Source organism: Sphaerotilus natans (assembly GCF_900156335.1).
GTDB classification, from domain to species: domain Bacteria; phylum Pseudomonadota; class Gammaproteobacteria; order Burkholderiales; family Burkholderiaceae_C; genus Sphaerotilus; species Sphaerotilus natans.
In genome coordinates, this window is the sequence record NZ_FTMZ01000022.1 from 21,548 (window position 1) to 37,676 (window position 16,129).

General features: G+C 69.6%; 15 protein-coding genes. 9 read left to right on the forward strand and 6 right to left on the reverse strand.

From position 1 onward, the window contains the following. Window positions 1-2 precede the first annotated feature (2 nt). Entirely contained in the window at window positions 3-1,463 is a 1,461-nt protein-coding gene (locus tag BW996_RS16860) for a sensor histidine kinase (protein WP_241462024.1), read from the forward strand. On the opposite strand, the gene BW996_RS16865 is transcribed toward BW996_RS16860, so the two are convergent. Together BW996_RS16865 and BW996_RS16870 are read right to left on the reverse strand one after the other, a co-directional pair. Beyond that, the gene (locus tag BW996_RS16865) at window positions 1,402-1,836 is read right to left on the reverse strand and encodes a DUF3717 domain-containing protein (protein WP_037483921.1); all 435 of its coding nucleotides are present in this window, start codon (window positions 1,834-1,836) and stop codon (window positions 1,402-1,404) included. The genes BW996_RS16860 and BW996_RS16865 overlap by 62 nt on opposite strands. A 67-nt stretch (window positions 1,837-1,903) precedes the next feature. Further along, on the reverse strand, window positions 1,904-2,371 hold the full coding sequence (locus BW996_RS16870; RefSeq protein ID WP_037483919.1) for a YidB family protein: 468 nt from the start codon (window positions 2,369-2,371) through the stop codon (window positions 1,904-1,906). 168 nt (window positions 2,372-2,539) lie between these two features. Here BW996_RS16870 and purN point away from each other — a divergent pair, with 168 nt between their 5' ends. The 3 genes from purN to BW996_RS16885 all read left to right on the forward strand — a co-directional run bounded on the left by purN (window position 2,540) and on the right by BW996_RS16885 (window position 5,909). Next, the gene (gene purN / locus BW996_RS16875; protein WP_037483917.1) at window positions 2,540-3,178 is read left to right on the forward strand and encodes a phosphoribosylglycinamide formyltransferase; all 639 of its coding nucleotides are present in this window, start codon (window positions 2,540-2,542) and stop codon (window positions 3,176-3,178) included. A 49-nt stretch (window positions 3,179-3,227) separates the two neighbouring features. After that, window positions 3,228-4,496: an RsmB/NOP family class I SAM-dependent RNA methyltransferase gene (locus tag BW996_RS16880; RefSeq protein WP_037483914.1), complete on the forward strand. Its 1,269-nt coding sequence runs from the start codon at window positions 3,228-3,230 to the stop codon at window positions 4,494-4,496. A 189-nt stretch (window positions 4,497-4,685) separates the two neighbouring features. After that, window positions 4,686-5,909 (forward strand): DesA family fatty acid desaturase, encoded by a 1,224-nt coding sequence (locus tag BW996_RS16885; protein ID WP_037483661.1) that lies wholly within the window; start codon window positions 4,686-4,688, stop codon window positions 5,907-5,909. 27 nt (window positions 5,910-5,936) lie between these two features. Here the strand turns inward: BW996_RS16885 and BW996_RS16890 are convergent, their stop codons facing one another. The 4 genes from BW996_RS16890 to trxB all read right to left on the reverse strand — a co-directional run bounded on the left by BW996_RS16890 (window position 5,937) and on the right by trxB (window position 9,276). Beyond that, entirely contained in the window at window positions 5,937-7,535 is a 1,599-nt protein-coding gene (locus BW996_RS16890; protein ID WP_037483664.1) for a hypothetical protein, read from the reverse strand. A 183-nt stretch (window positions 7,536-7,718) separates the two neighbouring features. After that, complete coding sequence (gene rpmG, locus BW996_RS16895) at window positions 7,719-7,889, reverse strand: 50S ribosomal protein L33 (protein ID WP_037483666.1); 171 nt, start codon at window positions 7,887-7,889, stop codon at window positions 7,719-7,721. Window positions 7,890-7,904: 15 nt separating this feature from the next. Then, window positions 7,905-8,138, reverse strand: coding sequence for a 50S ribosomal protein L28 (rpmB, locus tag BW996_RS16900; RefSeq protein WP_037483668.1), 234 nt, complete (start codon window positions 8,136-8,138; stop codon window positions 7,905-7,907). 178 nt (window positions 8,139-8,316) lie between these two features. Then, window positions 8,317-9,276, reverse strand: a complete 960-nt coding sequence (trxB, locus tag BW996_RS16905) for a thioredoxin-disulfide reductase (RefSeq protein WP_037483670.1) — start codon at window positions 9,274-9,276, stop codon at window positions 8,317-8,319. 248 nt (window positions 9,277-9,524) lie between these two features. Between trxB and BW996_RS16910 the strand changes: the two genes are divergently transcribed. From BW996_RS16910 to BW996_RS16935, 5 genes are all read left to right on the forward strand, one after another. Continuing rightward, complete coding sequence (locus BW996_RS16910) at window positions 9,525-10,193, forward strand: Crp/Fnr family transcriptional regulator (RefSeq protein ID WP_037483673.1); 669 nt, start codon at window positions 9,525-9,527, stop codon at window positions 10,191-10,193. Between the two features lie 145 nt (window positions 10,194-10,338). Further along, window positions 10,339-12,945, forward strand: coding sequence for a DNA translocase FtsK (locus BW996_RS22515; RefSeq protein ID WP_310732930.1), 2,607 nt, complete (start codon window positions 10,339-10,341; stop codon window positions 12,943-12,945). Then, complete coding sequence (gene lolA / locus BW996_RS16925; RefSeq protein WP_375131862.1) at window positions 12,942-13,595, forward strand: outer membrane lipoprotein periplasmic chaperone LolA; 654 nt, start codon at window positions 12,942-12,944, stop codon at window positions 13,593-13,595. The genes BW996_RS22515 and lolA overlap by 4 nt, the downstream gene beginning before the upstream one ends. A 10-nt stretch (window positions 13,596-13,605) precedes the next feature. Next, a complete protein-coding gene (locus tag BW996_RS16930; RefSeq protein ID WP_037483675.1) occupies window positions 13,606-14,916 on the forward strand; it encodes a replication-associated recombination protein A in 1,311 nt (436 codons plus the stop codon). Window positions 14,917-15,178: 262 nt separating this feature from the next. Continuing rightward, window positions 15,179-16,114: a branched-chain amino acid ABC transporter permease gene (locus BW996_RS16935; protein ID WP_037483677.1), complete on the forward strand. Its 936-nt coding sequence runs from the start codon at window positions 15,179-15,181 to the stop codon at window positions 16,112-16,114. The last annotated feature ends 15 nt before the right edge of the window (window positions 16,115-16,129 follow it).

Below are 16,129 nucleotides of genomic sequence, written 5' to 3' on the forward strand. Positions count from 1 at the left end.
GCATGCGCTGGCGTCGAGCCACCGGAGTGCGCAGCCTCTACCTGCGCATCTACCTCACCGTCGTGGTGGTGCTGCTGGTGTTCGCGCTGATCGCGGCGGTGCTGTTCCGCCGCCATGCGGCAGCCGAGGAGGCCCGCTTCGAGAGCGCGGTGCTCGAGCGCACTCGGGCGATGGCGGCGCTGATCGAGCGCAGTCTTCCACCCGCCAGCGCACCCGAGGAAACCCAGCGCGAGGTGCTGCTGGACTGGTCGCGTCAGCTCAAGCTGCCGCTGGCGCTGGATGACGCCTCGGGTCGGCGCATCGCCGAGTCCGAACCTTACCGTCGCATTCTCGAGGACCGGGCGCGCCCCGAAGCGGAGATCGCGCTGGCCTCGCGCCTGCCGGATGGCCGGGTGCTGTGGACACTGAAGATCCGCTTCAAGGGCATCAAGGGCGGCGGGCCAGGGCCCGGCCCCGGGCATGAGCATGGGCCTCGCGGTGATGGCGGGCCGCCGCGCCTGCCGCCGATCAGCGGTCCTGGGCCGCTGGATCGCATCGGCCTGGGCGGGCCGGGCCTGCTCGACGAGGCCACCGGCGTGCTGCTGCTGCTGGCGGCGCTGTTCACCGCGATCACGCTGGGCGCCTATCCGGTGGTGCGCCGGTTGACCCGGCGGCTCGAGATCCTGCAGCGCGGTGTCGAAGTCTTCGGCAGTGGCCGGTTGTCGCACCGGGTCGATGCACGCGGCGAAGACGAGGTCGCCGCGGTGGCGCGCAGCTTCAACCAGGCGGCGCAGCGCATCGAGGATCTGGTGCGCTCGAACCGCTCGCTGCTGGCCAATGCCAGCCATGAGCTGCGCTCGCCGCTGGCACGGCTGAAGATGGCGGTGTCGATGTTCGATCATGCCGACCCGGCCCAGCACGAGGGGCTGCGCCGCGAGATCGACCGCGACATCCGCGAGCTCGACGAGCTGGTCGAGGAGGTGCTGCTGGCCAGCCGGCTCGATGCGCGCTCGGACATGCAGCCCGAGCTGGTCGACCTGCTCGGCCTGCTGGTCGAGGAGGCCGCGCGGGTCGGCGCCGATGCGGGCGGCGAGGATGTCCAGGTGCTGGGCGAGGAGCGCCTGTTGCGCCGCGCGCTGCGCAACCTGCTGGAGAATGCGCGTCGCTACGGCGGCGACGATGTGTCGGCCGATGTCGCCACGCTGCCGGACGGCCGCATCGAGATCAGCATCCGCGATCGCGGCCCTGGCGTGCCGGCGGAGTTCCGCGAGCGCATCTTCGAGCCGTTCTACCGCCTGCCCGGCCATGCCGAGCGCGCCGGCGGCGTCGGCCTCGGGCTGTCGCTGGTGCGCCAGATCGCCGAGCGCCACGGCGGCACGGTGCGCTGCGAGGGCCGCGAGGGCGGCGGCACCTGCTTCGTCATCACGCTGCCGAGTCCGATGCTGGGCGACGACGCTCCGGCGCCCGGTCGGCATAGCGGTTGAAGCGCCAGGCGCTGCCCTCGGCGATGATGCGGCGCCAGATGACGCGCTTCTCCCCCGGGCTCATCGCCGGCCAGTGCCGGACCTCCTCGAAGCTGCGCCCGCAGCCCTTGCAGACTGCGTCGCCCTGGGCGGTCGAGCAGATCGCGATGCAGGGCGCGTCGGGCGTGCTGTCGTACCAGGCCAGCCAGGCCTCGCGGGCCGGCGGCGGCAGCGTGGTCTCGTCGTGCGCGGTCTGGCGGAAGTAGCTCATCCGCGCGTAGACCTCGGCCAGCGCGCGCAGCGGCGCGCCGAGCTCGACGCCGTCGGGCGAGGGGCTGCGCTGGCGCCACCAGTTGATGGCGTTCTCGATGTCGGTGATGTGGATGTCGGCCATGGCCACGCGAGCATAGCGGCCGACGCCCGTCCCCGGCATCGTCAGGGGCGGTGGAGGCTCGGTGCGCTCAGCGCGCGCCGCCGAGCAGGCCGCCGAGGATCTGCGGCAGCATCGCGCCCAGGTCGGTGCCCTGCTGGGGCAGGCGGCCGTCCGGCGTCATGGCGTCGACCACCTGCGGCAGGATCTGCGCCAGCGCGCCACCGGCTGCGCCGCTGTCCATGCCGGCGCTGCGCGCGAGTTGGCCCAGCACGTCCGGGCCGAGCACCTGGCCGATCTGCTCAGCCGAGATCGGCAGGTTCTGGCCGGTCGAGACCCAGGAGGCAGCCACGTCGCCCAGGCCGCCGCGCTGGAACTGCTCCAGCAGCCCGCCCAGGCCACCGGCCGGCGCGCTGGCCTGGGCCGCGCCGCCGCCGCCGAGGCCGCCGTTCATCAGCATGCCGATCAGCGCCTGGATCAGGGCGGCCTGGCCGCCCTGCTGCGAGCCGCCGAGCGCCTGGCTCACCACCGAGCCGACCAGAGAGTCGAGCAGTCCCATCTGTGTTCTCCTGTTGGAATCGAAAAGAAGAAAGAAGAAAGAAGTCGTGAATCGCGACAAGGTTCACGCTGCGCCGGGGCGCGGGAGCTACTGTGACCGGTTTCCAAGTCCTTGTCATGCGACCAATGGCCGGGTCATCCGCCGGGCGCCGATTACACTCCCGCACCCATGAAACGCATCGTGATCCTGATTTCCGGCCGGGGCTCCAACATGGAGGCCATCCAGAAGGCCTGCGTGGCCGAGGGCTGGCCAGCCTCCGTCGTCGCCGTCATCAGCAACCGCCCGCAGGCCGGCGGCCTGGCCTGGGCACAGGCGCAGGGCATCGCCGCGGTCGGCCTGGACCACCGCGCCCATGCCGACCGCGCCGCCTTCGACGCCGCGCTGGCCGAGGAGATCGACCGCCACCAGCCCGACCTGGTGGTGCTGGCCGGCTTCATGCGCATCCTGACGCCCGAGTTCGTCGCGCGCTACGCCGGGCGGCTGCTCAACATCCACCCGTCGCTGCTGCCGTCCTTCGGCGGCCTGCACACGCACGAGCGCGCGCTGCAGGCAGGCTGCAAGTTCGCCGGCGCCACGGTGCATTTCGTGACGCCCGAGCTCGATCACGGTCCGATCGTCATCCAGGCGGCGGTGCCGGTGCGCCAGGGCGACACGCCCGACACGCTGGCCGAGCGCATCCTGCGCTGCGAGCACGTGATCTACCCGCGCGCGGTGCGCTGGTTCGTCGAGGACCGCCTCGAGGTCGATGCGGCGGGCGTCGTGCGCCATCTTGACGGTGCCGAGCAGTGGCTGTTCGATCCGCGCTGAGCCGTCCTTTCTTGTCAGATTTTCCGATTTCGTTCCCGAGGAGCCCTCGATGACCCCCAAGGCCCTGTTCGCCCTGTGCGACGAGCTGCTGCACGAGGTGCTGCGCTTCACCACGCCCGCCGATGCGGTGGTGTCGTCCTTCTTCCGCCAGAACCGCGCGCTGGGCGCACGCGAGCGCCAGACGCTGGCCGAGACGGTCTACGAGGTGCTGCGCCGCCGCGCGAAGTACCAATATCTGGCGCGCTCGGGCCACGGCTCGATCGAGCGCCGGCTGATCCTGCTGGCCTGGCAGGGCTCAGAGGCCTACCTGAATGCCGCCATCACCGAGGGCGAGCGCACCTGGCTGGACAACTGCCGCCAGTTTGATCCGATGAAGGCGTCGAAGGGCCACAACGCCGCGCTGGTGCACAACCTGCCCGAGTGGCTGGTCGAGCCGCTGAAGGCGCAGGTCGGCGAGGAGTTCGACGCGCTGGCCCAGGCGCTGCTGCAGCCCGCCGGGCTGGACCTGCGCGTCAACGCGATCAAGGTCAAGCGCGAGGCCGCACAGGAGGCGCTGGCCGCCGAGGGCATCCGCGCGCAGCCGACGCCGTTCTCGCCGCTGGGCCTGCGCGTCGACGGCAAGCCGGCGCTCAACCGCACCGAGGTCTTCAACCGCGGCGAGGTCGAGGTGCAGGACGAGGGCAGCCAGCTGCTGGCGCTGCTGACCGAGGCCAAGCGTGGCGAGATGGTGGTGGATTTCTGTGCCGGCGCCGGCGGCAAGACGCTGGCGCTGGGCGCGATGATGCGCAACACCGGTCGGCTCTACGCCTTCGACGTGTCGGCGCACCGCCTGGCCGCGCTCAAGCCGCGCCTGGCGCGCAGCGGGCTGTCGAATGTCTACCCGGCGGGCATCACCCACGAGCGCGACGACCGCGTCAAGCGCCTGGCCGGCAAGATCGACCGGGTGCTGGTCGACGCGCCGTGCTCAGGCCTGGGCACGCTGCGCCGCAATCCCGACCTGAAGTGGCGCCAGAGCGAGAAGTCGGTCGCCGAGCTGACCGCCAAGCAGGCGTCCATCCTCGACAGCGCCGCGCGACTGGTGAAAACCGGCGGCCAGCTGGTCTACGCCACCTGCAGCGTGCTGGAGGCCGAGAACGAGGCCATCGTCCACGCCTTCTCCGAGGCGCACCCGGACTTCGAGCGGCTCGACGCCGCCGAGGTGCTCGAGCGCCAGAAGGTCGAGCAGGCCGCCTCGCTGTGCCACGACGGCATGCTGCGGCTGTGGCCGCACCGCCACGGCACCGACGGCTTCTTCGCCGCGGTCTGGCGCCGGCGCTGAGCGCGCTGGAGGCGGGCGGGCAAATCACCGCCACTCGGGTGGCTGCTCATGTCGCCGCCACCCGAGCGGGGCTAGAATCGCCCGCCCGCCTGTGACTCGGACCCCTCGCCCCGTGCGCTTTCCGAAACGCCGGCGACCTTCGCCCGCCGTGCAGCCTGCCTGCTTCCTGCGTTTCTGAAAGTCTTTCCGATGTCCGACCTCTCGACGATCTGGGCAGTCCTGCTGGACTGGCTGGCTCATGGCCTGCTGCGTGCTTCCTGGTGGCAGGTGCTGCTGTTCACGCTCGTGGTGACGCACATCACGATCGTCTCGATCACCGTTTTCCTGCACCGCAGCCAGGCACATCGCTCGCTGGACCTGGGGCCGATTCCTTCGCATTTCTTTCGTTTCTGGCTGTGGATGACCTCCGGCATGGTGACGAAGGAGTGGGTCGCGGTCCACCGCAAGCACCACGCCAAGTGCGAGACGGTCGATGATCCGCACAGCCCGGTCGCGCACGGCCTGCAGACGGTGCTGCTGCGTGGCAGCGAGCTCTATCGCGCCGAGGCCAAGGTGGCCGAGACGCTGAAGAAGTACGGCCACAACACGCCCGACGACTGGCTCGAGCGCCATTTCTACACCGGCCGCTCGGCGCTGGGCGTGGCGCTGATGCTGATCATCGACGTGGCGCTGTTCGGCGCGCTGGGCCTGACGGTCTGGGCGGTGCAGATGCTGTGGAGCCCGATCCATGCGGCCGGCATCATCAACGGCCTGGGCCACCACTGGGGCTATCGCAACTTCGAGGCGGCCGACGCCTCGACCAACATCTCGCCCTGGGGCATCTGGATCGGCGGCGAGGAACTGCACAACAACCACCACACCTTCCCGACTTCGGCCAAGCTGTCGGTCAAGCCCTTCGAGTTCGACATCGGCTGGGGCTACATCCGCCTGCTGGAAATGCTCGGCCAGGCCAAGGTGCGCAAGACCGCGCCGCAGCTCAAGCTCGGCGCCATGAAGGCGGTGGCCGACAGCCAGACGCTGGAGGCGCTGATCGCCAACCGCTACGAGATGATGGCGCAGTACGCCACCGGTCTGCGCCGCGCCTGCAACGAGGAACTCGACCGCCTGAAGCAGCAGGGGGCGCAGAACACCGAGCGCTGGGCCCAGATGCGTCTGGCGCAGCGCTGGCTGCACCGCGACGAGCAGAAGATCCCGGCCGAGTTCAAGGCCAGCATCGCGCAGGCCTGCGACCAGAGCCCGGCACTGGCCAAGCTGGTGGCCATGCGCGAGGAGCTGCGCCAGCTCTGGACCCGCACCAATGTGTCGGGCGAGCAGCTGGTCGCCGACCTGCAGGGCTGGTGCCAGCGGGCCGAGGCCAGCGGTATCGTCGCGCTGCAGGATTTCGCCCGCACGCTGCGCTCGGCGCGGGCCTGACGGGCACGGCGGGTCGCCGCAGCCACTTCAGGCGGCCAGCACCTCGAACTCCACGACATCGAGCAGCGAAGCCCGGGGCATCTGCTCTCGCCGACGCAGCAGGCCGTGCAGCGTCAGCAGTTCCTCGAAGGCGGGCAGATCGAGCTCTTCCAGCGCGGTCGGCCGCAGCAGCAGCGCGGCCAGATGCGCCTCGGCCTGCGCCTCGTTCCAGTGCTCGCAGACCTGCCTCCAGGTGAGTTCATGCTGCTCGAGTTGGCGCTGGCTGTCCTGCCGCGATGCTGCTGAGGCCGATGTCGTTGGCGACATCTGGGGCACTCGCACGTTGTAGAGCGCCTCGAGCTGAGCAGCCACCCGTTCATGGTTCCAGGGCTGTCGCAGCTGCTCGTAGAGGGCCAGCAGCCGCATCAGCAGCCAGGGGCAGCGTCCCTGGCCTTCGAGCAGGCGACGTTCGAGCACCATGACCCAGCCGAGCTGCTGCTCGGCATTGCCGGGCGGTGCGGCCTCCAGTTCCCCCAGCAGCTCCTGGCTGCCCTCGTCGTCCAGGCGGGGATGGCCGAAGTTGCTGTCCTGCCAGCAGGAGCGATCCTCGGCAGAGGTCAAGGCCGATGCGGACGAAGGTGCTGGAGGGGCTGCCGTCGAGGCCTCGTCGTCCTGCGACTGGGGCCAGTCGATCGTGATGATCCGTCCCGCTGGGCCTTGGGGTGAGGCGGGCGCCGCGTGCTCGTCGGTGCCTGGGTGATGGGGTCCGGTTGGCACGGTGCTGCTGGGGGTCGTGCGGCGCCGACCGGCCCGGCCCGATCCTGCCGGTCGATCGTGCAGCAGTCGTCCGATCATCATGCAGCTGCCCAGGCCGATCAGCGTGCCCGCCACCAGGGCTGCATCGCGCCAGGGTGGGGCAGGGGCGTCCTGTTGGGCCAGCTGCAGCTGCAGCTTCAGCTCGTCCAGGGCGGCACGGGTTTCGCGCTGCTGCTCATGCAGATGTCGCCAGGCCTCGGGGAACTCGGCCCGGACGCCGGGTTCGGCGTGCGGCAGCCGCTCCGCCACCAGACGGGCGATCAGCTCGGCGGCGCCGGCCAGCGCGGCCTCGTCGGCGCCGGTCGGGCCGCTCAGGGTCGGTGCAGGGCGGGGGGCTGCAGCCGCGGGTGTTGACGGTGCGGCGTGGGCCTGAACCGTCTGGCGCACCTGTGCTGCAGGTCTGCGAGGCAGGGGTCGGCGCGGAGGATCGGCGAGCACGGTGAACTCCCGGCTGAAGGCCGCGCCGCACAGCAGGTCCACCCGTCCGATCAGCACCGGCTCCTCGACGAGCGCAGGGCTGTGGATCTGGACCGTCACCTGCTCGTCCTGCCCGCTGGGCACGGTGCGTATCCGGATCGGTTCGAGCGCTTCGCCGCTGTCGGCATGTTGCAGTCGCACAGCGATGCAGTCCGGCCCCAGCAGTGCGGGTGGAATGTCGAAGGCCCGCACCTGCAGGCTCATCGCGACTGGCTCGCCGATGGTGGCCTTGCTGCGGCGAGTGTCGATGGATTGCGCGCCGGCCTGCTGCGGCAGCAGCAGTAGAAACAGCCAGAGCAGCCAGATCCGTTCGGGTTGCTGGCGTCGCCGGGGGCGGGAGCCGCACAGGTGCATGGAGGCCCTCCTCGAGAGTTCACCGGCTCAATGTAGGCATCGGTGACTTGAGGGCTCATCCCCCTGGAGGGGGCCCCCGCAAGGGGGTGTCGACGAAGAAAACCCGCCGGGACATGACTGTCCGGGCGGGTCTGCACGGGCACGTTCAGCAGCGGCTGCCGAGGAACGTGTCGATCATCGAGATCAGCGCAGCTTCACTTCCTTGTACAGGACGTGCTTGCGTGCCTTCGGATCGAACTTCATGAATTCCAGCTTTTGCGGCGTGGTCTTCTTGTTCTTGTCCGTGGTGTAGAAGTGGCCGGTACCCGCAGTGGATTCCAGCTTGATCTTTTCGCGTCCGCCTTTGGCTGCCATGGTGTCGGTCTCCGATTACAGTTCGCCGCGAGCACGCAGGTCCGCCAGGACCACGTCGATGCCCTTCTTGTCGATCAGGCGCAGAGCCGCGTTCGAGATGCGCAGGCGAACCCAGCGGTTCTCGCTCTCGACCCAGAAGCGGCGGTACTGCAGGTTGGGCAGCCAGCGGCGCTTGGTTTTGTTGTTGGCGTGGGAAACATTGTTCCCGGTCATCGGGCCCTTGCCCGTGACTTGACAGACGCGTGCCATGACGCTTCTCCGATCTATGGTTACAGCAACCAGCGCAGACCCGCCCGGAACTTGCAGCACTTGTGGTGCCTGGTCTGATGGTTACCCCTCCGACAGCACCATCCGGCGCCTCGGGTCTCTTTTGGCGGCAAAACGTCGATTGTAGCCTGAAAACGGCCGAGGGCCCAGGCCCGACGACTCAGCCGTGGTTCTGCTCCAGGAAACGCTGGGCATCCAGCGCGGCCATGCAGCCGGTGCCGGCGCTGGTGATGGCCTGGCGGTAGACATGGTCCTGGACATCGCCGGCGGCGAAGATGCCGGGAACGCTGGTCATCGTCGCGAAGCCGTCCAGACCGGAGCGGCTGACGATGTAGCCGTCCTTCATCTCGAGCTGGCCCTGGAAGATGTCGGTGTTCGGGTGGTGGCCGATCGCGATGAAGCAGCCCTTGACCGCCAGGTCGCGGGTGCTGCCGTCCTCGGTGCTCTTCAGGCGCACGCCGGTCACGCCGCTCTGGTCGCCCAGGACTTCATCCAGCGTCTGAAACAGGTGTAACTCCATTTTTCCTGCGGCAACCTTCTCGTGCAGCTTGTCGACCATGATCGCCTCGGCGCGGAACTTGTCACGGCGGTGGATCAGGTGGACCTTGCTGGCGATGTTGGACAGGTAGAGCGCTTCCTCGACTGCGGTGTTGCCGCCGCCGACGACGCAGACCTCGTCGCCGCGGTAGAAGAAGCCGTCGCAGGTCGCGCAGCCGCTGACGCCGCGGCCCATGAAGGTCTGCTCGGAGGGCAGGCCCAGGTACTTGGCGCTGGCACCGGTGGCGATGATCAGCGTGTCGCAGGTGTAGGTGCCGCTGTCGCCCTGGAGCGTGAAGGGGCGCTGGCTGAAGTCGACCTGGTTGATGTGGTCGTAGACGAACTGGGTGTTGAAGCGCTCGGCGTGCTTCTGGAAGCGCTCCATCAGCTCGGGACCCTGCACGCCCATCACGTCGGCCGGCCAGTTGTCCACCTCGGTGGTCGTCATCAGCTGGCCGCCCTGGGCCATGCCGGTGACCAGCATCGGCTTGAGGTTGGCGCGGGCGGCGTAGATGGCGGCGGTGTAGCCGGCCGGGCCGGAGCCGAGGATGAGGACTTGGGCGTGCTGGACAGTGCGGGTCATGGCGTTCTGTGGCAGGTTCTGGGGGCGGGCGCCGGCGGGCGGCGCACGGTTTCATTTCCGGGTCGGTTCGCTGTTCAACGACGCGACGCATCGGTTAGAGTCGCGTCGCATCGGGCGTGCGTGACGCGGTGCGATTCGAGAGCTTAGCGGTTCCCGATCGTCCCCGGTCGCCAGGGGATGCCGACTCGCGCTAGGCCTGGCCCCAACTCAACGACAGAAACCAAACAAGCACAGGAGTGACCCCCAACATGGCGATGCTCTCGAATCTCGATCTGATCCGGCGTGTGCCGCTGTTCTCGATGCTGACCGTCGAGCAGGCCCAGACGATCGCCGACGGCGTGGTCAAGCGCCGTTACCGTCGCGGCGAGATCATCGTCGAGCAGGGTCGCAAGTCGGACGCGCTGTTCATCCTGCTGAGTGGCCGCGCCCGCGTGATCACCTCGGACGCGCGTGGCCGCGAGGTCATCCTGGCGGTGCTCGAGGCGGGCGACTATCTTGGCGAGATGAGCCTGATCGACAACGAGCCGCATTCGGCCACCGTGCGCGCCGAGGTCCAGACCGACGTGCTGGTGCTGGGTCGCAACGAGTTCGCGGTCTGCCTGCCCGACAACTCCAGCCTGTCCTACGCGATCCTGCGCGGCCTGGTGGCGCGCCTGCGCAATGCCGACCGCCAGATCGAGTCGCTGGCCCTGCTCGATGTCTACGGCCGGGTGGCGCGCGCGCTGCTCGACATGGCCGAGGACGACGAGGGCCGCCGCGTCATCCGCTCCAAGGTCTCGCGCCAGGATCTGGCCAAGGTCGTCGGCGCCTCGCGCGAGATGGTCAGCCGCGTCATGAAGGATCTCGAGGAGCGCCATCTGATCGAGACCCAGGAGAACGGCTGGGTCGTGCTGACCGAGCGTCTGGCCTCGCAATAAGCGCAGACCTCGCCCGGTTGTCGTTTCAAGACCATCCTGACGGATGGCGGACAATTCGGGCATGACTTATCCGCTCGGTTCGCTGCGCGGCACGGCCTCAGGGTCGTCTGCAGCCGCGCAAACCCGTTCCTCCCTGCCTCGTCCGGTGTCACGCTGGCGCCTGCAGCTGGCCATCACGCTCGGCGGCACGCTGCTGGTGCTGTGGATGCTGGCGATGTTCAGCCATCACCCGGGCGACGCCGCCTTCTCGACCTCCGGGGACGGCCGGCCGCTGCGCAACCAGGCTGGCGTGATCGGGGCCTGGCTGTCCGATCTGTCCTTCGTGCTGTGTGGCCTGTCGGCCTGGTGGCTGCTGCTTTTTGGCCTGCGTGGCTGGCTGTCGGCGGTGGCGCGGCTGCTGCGGGTCGATCTGGCGCCGGTGGAGACGGTCGACGGCCCGGTGCACTGGCGGCCCTGGTGGCAGGCCTGGATTGGGCTGCTGCTGCTGCTGCTGTCGAGCACCTCGCTCGAGTGGACGCGGCTCTACCAGCATGAAGGCCTGGTGGCTGGAACCCATGCCGGAGGCGTGCTGGGCGCCATGCTCGGTCCGCTGAGCATGAAGCTGCTGGGCTTCGTCGGCAGTGGCGTGCTGTGGATCGTGCTGCTGCTGCTGTCGATGGCCTGGGCCTTCCGCTTCTCCTGGCTGGGTCTGGCCGAGCGCATCGGCGCGCTGTTCGACATCTGGCGCGAGCGCCGCGACGAGCGTCTGGCCGAGGCCGAGGACAAGCGCATCGGCGAGCAGGCGCAGCGCGAGCGCGGCCTGTCCGGGCAGGGTCCGGCCGATGACCTGATGGCCGCTGGACCGGCGCTCGTGCCGGCCGCGACGCCTGCGCCGGCCGCCCCGCGCCGCGCCCGCAAGGAGCGCGAGGCCGCGGCGGTGCCCGCCGTGGTGCCGGTCGAGCCGGAATTCGGCGACATCGCTGCGCTGGCTCCGGGTCGCTCGCCCGGCCACGAGCCGGATTTTGTCGACACCCTGCCGCAGATGCCGGTGCAGCCCATGCCGGCGCCGGTTCCCGCGGTGGCGGCACCGCCAGCCCGGCCTCGCGATCCGGCGCCCGCGCCGATGCCTGCCCTGGCGCGGACCTCGGCGGCCCCGTGGGACGATCCTGCCGACGACGAGGACGACCTGCCGCCACCGGCGCCAGCCGCGCCGCCGGTCTTTGTCATGCCACCGCCGGCGCCCCGTCCGGCCATGCCGGTGGTCTTCGCGGCGGGCGGCGAGGGCGGGCGTCCGTCGGTCGATCTGCTCGATGCCGCGCCGCCGCAGGCCGAATCCGCCTCGCCCGAGGAGCTGGAGAACACCAGCCGCATGATCGAGCGCCACCTGAAGAACTTCGGCGTCGAGGTGAAGGTGATCGCGGCGATGCCGGGCCCGGTGGTGACCCGCTTCGAGATCGAGCCGGCCGTCGGCGTCAAGGGCTCGCAGATCGTCAATCTGGCCAAGGATCTGGCCCGCTCGCTCAGCCTGGTGTCGATCCGCGTGGTCGAGACGATTCCGGGGCGCAACTGCATGGCGCTGGAGCTGCCCAACCGCAAGCGCCAGATGATCCGCCTGTCCGAGGTGCTGGGCGCGCCGGTCTACCGCGAGGCGGCCTCGCTGCTGACGATGGGCCTGGGCAAGAACATCGTCGGCGAGCCGATCGTGGCCGACCTGGGCAAGATGCCGCACTGTCTGGTGGCCGGCACCACCGGCTCGGGCAAGTCGGTGGGCATCAACGGCATGATCCTGTCGCTGCTCTACAAGGCCGAGCCGGAGGACGTGCGCCTGATCCTGATCGATCCGAAGATGCTCGAGATGAGCGTCTACGAGGGCATTCCGCACCTGCTCGCGCCGGTGGTCACCGACATGAAGCAGGCCTCGAACGCGCTGAACTGGTGCGTGGCCGAGATGGAGCGGCGCTACCGGATCATGAGCAAGCTGGGCGTGCGCAACCTCGCCGGCTACAACGCCAAGATCCGCGAGGCCCACGAGCGCGAGGAGCTGATTCCCAACCCCTTCAGCCTGACGCCGGAGGAGCCTGAGCCGCTCGACCGCCTGCCGCACATCGTCGTCGTCATCGACGAGCTGGCCGACCTGATGATGGTCGTCGGCAAGAAGATCGAGGAGCTCATCGCCCGCCTGGCGCAGAAGGCGCGCGCGGCCGGCATTCACCTGATCCTGGCCACGCAACGCCCGTCGGTCGACGTGATCACCGGCCTGATCAAGGCCAACATCCCGACCCGGCTGAGCTTCCAGGTCTCGAGCAAGATCGACAGCCGCACCATCCTGGACCAGATGGGCGCCGAGGCGCTGCTGGGCATGGGCGACATGCTCTACATGGCCTCCGGCACCGGACAGCCGGTGCGGGTGCACGGCGCCTTCGTCTCCGACGACGAGGTGCACCGCGTCGTCGAATACCTCAAGAGCCAGGGCGAGCCGAACTACATCGAGGGCATCCTGGAGGGCGGCACGCTCGAGGGCGAGGGCGGCGCCAACGACACCAACGCCGAGGGCGGTGGTGGCGACGCCGAGGCCGATCCGATGTACGACCAGGCGGTGGCCATCGTGCTGCAGAACCGCAAGGCCTCGATCTCGCTGGTGCAGCGCCATCTGCGCATCGGCTACAACCGCGCGGCGCGGCTGCTGGAACAAATGGAAAAAACCGGACTCGTATCGAGCATGTCCACCAACGGCAACCGCGACATCCTCGTCCCGGCCCGCAAGGAAGAATGAAGCTGCTCTCCCTCGAATCCTTCTCGAAGCGGCCTGGCCGGGTGCTGATGCTGGCGCTGGCGGCGGCCGTTGCCGCCACCGCGCTGCCGGCGCGCGCCGATGCGGTCGACACGCTGCGCGGCTTCGTGCAGACGGTGCAGTCCGGCCGCGCGGCCTTCACGCAGGTCGCCACCTCGCCCGACGGCGCGAAGAAGAAGACCTCCAGCGGCGAGTTCGAGTTCCAGCGCCCGAACCGCTTCCGCTTCGACTACGCCCGGCCCTACGAGCAGCAGATCGTCGCCGACGGCCAGAAGGTCTGGCTCTTCGACGTCGACCTGAACCAGGTGACGGTGCGGCCCTTCGACCAGGCGCTGGGCGCCACGCCCGCGGCGCTGCTGGCCGGCGGCACCCTGGAGCGCGACTTCACGCTGTCGGCCGAGCCCGACCAGGGCGGCCTGCAGTGGGCGGCCGCCCAGCCCAAGGCGAAGGAGAGCCAGATCCGCCAGCTGCGGGTGGGCTTTCGCGGCAAGGACCTGGCGGCGATCGAGCTGACCGACGCGCTGGGCCAGCGCTCGCGGCTGGACTTCTCGCGCTTCGAGGCCAATCTGAAGCTGCCGGCCGAGCGCTTCCGCTTCAGCGCGCCGGCCGGCGCCGACGTGCTGCAGCAGTGAGCGCGCCGGCGTGAACGATCTGTTCGACGAAGCGCCGACCGCACCGGAGGCCCCGCTGGCCGAGCGGCTGCGACCGCGCCACATCGACGAGGTGATCGGCCAGACGCATCTGCTGGGCGAGGGCAAGCCGCTGCGCGCCGCCTTCGTGTCACGTCGGCCGCACTCGATGATCCTGTGGGGCCCGCCGGGTGTCGGCAAGACGACGCTGGCGCGTCTCACCGCCGAGGCCTTCGACGCCGACTTCGTGCCGATCTCGGCGGTGCTGGGCGGGGTCAAGGACATCCGCGAGGCGGTCGAGCGCGCGCAGCGCTCGCGCGCGCACGGGCGGCGCTGCATCGTCTTCGTCGACGAGGTGCACCGCTTCAACAAGGCGCAGCAGGACGCCTTCCTGCCGCATGTCGAGTCGGGCCTGTTCACCTTCATCGGCGCGACGACCGAGAATCCGTCCTTCGAGGTCAACTCGGCGCTGCTGTCGCGCGCGACGGTGCATGTGCTCGAACCGCTGAGCGAGGCCGAGCTGCTGGCGCTGCTGGCCCGCGCCGGCGAGGCGCTGCCCGCGCCCGCGCCCGAGCCTGCCGCAGCGCAGCGCCTGGCCGCCTATGCCGACGGCGACGCGCGCCGGCTGCTCAACACCTTCGAGAACGTGGTGCGCATGGCCGGCACGGAGCGGCCGCTGGACGAGGCAGCGCTCGAGCGCTGCCTGGGCGCGCAGCTGCGCCGCTACGACAAGGGCGGCGACCAGTTCTTCGACGCGATCTCGGCGCTGCACAAGGCGGTGCGCGGCAGCAGCCCGGACGGCGCGCTGTACTGGTTCGCGCGCATGGTCGACGGCGGCGCCGATCCGCGCTACATCGCCCGGCGCCTGGTGCGCATGGCCAGCGAGGACATCGGCTTGGCCGATCCGCGCGCGCTGCGCATCGCGCTGGACGCCGCGGAGACCTACGAGCGGCTGGGCTCGCCCGAGGGCGAGCTGACGCTGGCGCAGGCGGTGCTCTATCTGGCGGTCGCGCCGAAGTCCAACGCCGCCTATGTCGCCTGGAAGGCCGCGCAGGCCTTCGTCAAGCAGGACGGCTCGCGTCCGGTGCCGGCGCACCTGCGCAATGCACCAACCCGGCTGATGAAGGACCTGGGGCACGGACGGAATTACCGGTACGCGCACGACGAGCCGGACGGATATCCGTCCGGCGAGAACTATTTCCCGGACGGACTGGCGCCGGCGCCGCGCTTCTACCAGCCCGTCGACCGGGGACTCGAGATCCGCATCGGCGAGAAGCTCGAGAGATTGCGCGAGCTGGACGCCCAGGCGAACAAGCTGGGCTGAACGGCGCTCTTTTCCCGATCCGATCCGGTCCGAAGGGGTGGGAGTCCGGATCTTCTGCGGTTCGTGCGCTTGTGCCGCTGTCGCGGGCGGGGCTGTGGCCGGTGCGTGGCGCTGAAATGTGGCCGATCCGGGCCGGGGCAAGGCACTGCAACGCCTGCGGCGGGAAGGATGTCACGATCCGCCGATCCCCTGGGCGAGTCAGGGTTTCCATGGGCTGGCACGGCCCTTGCGATTTCCTGAGCAAGCCACAGGAGATCTTGGAATGGACATCTTTGTACAGCAGATCATCAACGGTCTGGTGCTCGGGAGCATGTATGCCCTCGTCGCGCTGGGCTACACGATGGTCTACGGCATCATCAGCCTGATCAACTTCGCGCATGGCGAGGTGCTCATGGTCGGTGCGATGGTCAGCTGGACCGTCGCGACCTTTCTGCTGGATACCGCCTCGCCCATGCCGGGCTGGCTGATCATGCTGATCTCGGCGATCGCCGCGATCATCGTCTGCGCGGCGCTCAACTACTCCATCGAGAAGATCGCCTACCGGCCGCTGCGCAACGCGCCGCGCCTGGCGCCGCTGATCACCGCGATGGGCATGAGCCTGCTGCTGCAGACGCTGGCGATGATCATCTGGAAGCCGAACCCGAAGCCCTATCCGCAGCTGCTGCCGGTCGAGGTGTTCTTCCTGTGGGAGGACGGCCCGGTCATCACGTTGACCCAGGTGCTGATCCTGGTGATCACCGCGGTGGTGCTGACCGGCCTGCTGTGGCTGGTCAACAAGACCAAGCTCGGCCGCGCGATGCGCGCCACCGCCGAGAACCCGCGTGTCGCCGGCCTGATGGGCGTGCGTCCTGACCACATCATCAGCGCGACCTTCGTGATCGGCGCGGCCCTGGCGGCCATCGCCGGCATCATGTGGGCGGCCAACTACGGCACGCTGCAGCACAGCATGGGCTTCATGCCCGGCCTGAAGGCCTTCACCGCCGCGGTGTTCGGCGGCATCGGCAACCTGACCGGCGCGATGGTCGGCGGCGTGCTGCTCGGCCTGATCGAGGCGCTGGGCGCCGGCTACCTGGGTGACCTGACCGGCGGCCTGTTCGGCAGCCACTATGTCGAGATCTTCGCCTTCCTGGTGCTGATCCTGGTCCTGACGCTGCGCCCGAGCGGCCTGATGGGCGAGCGTGTCGCCGATCGCGCCTGACGCCGTCCGAGGAGA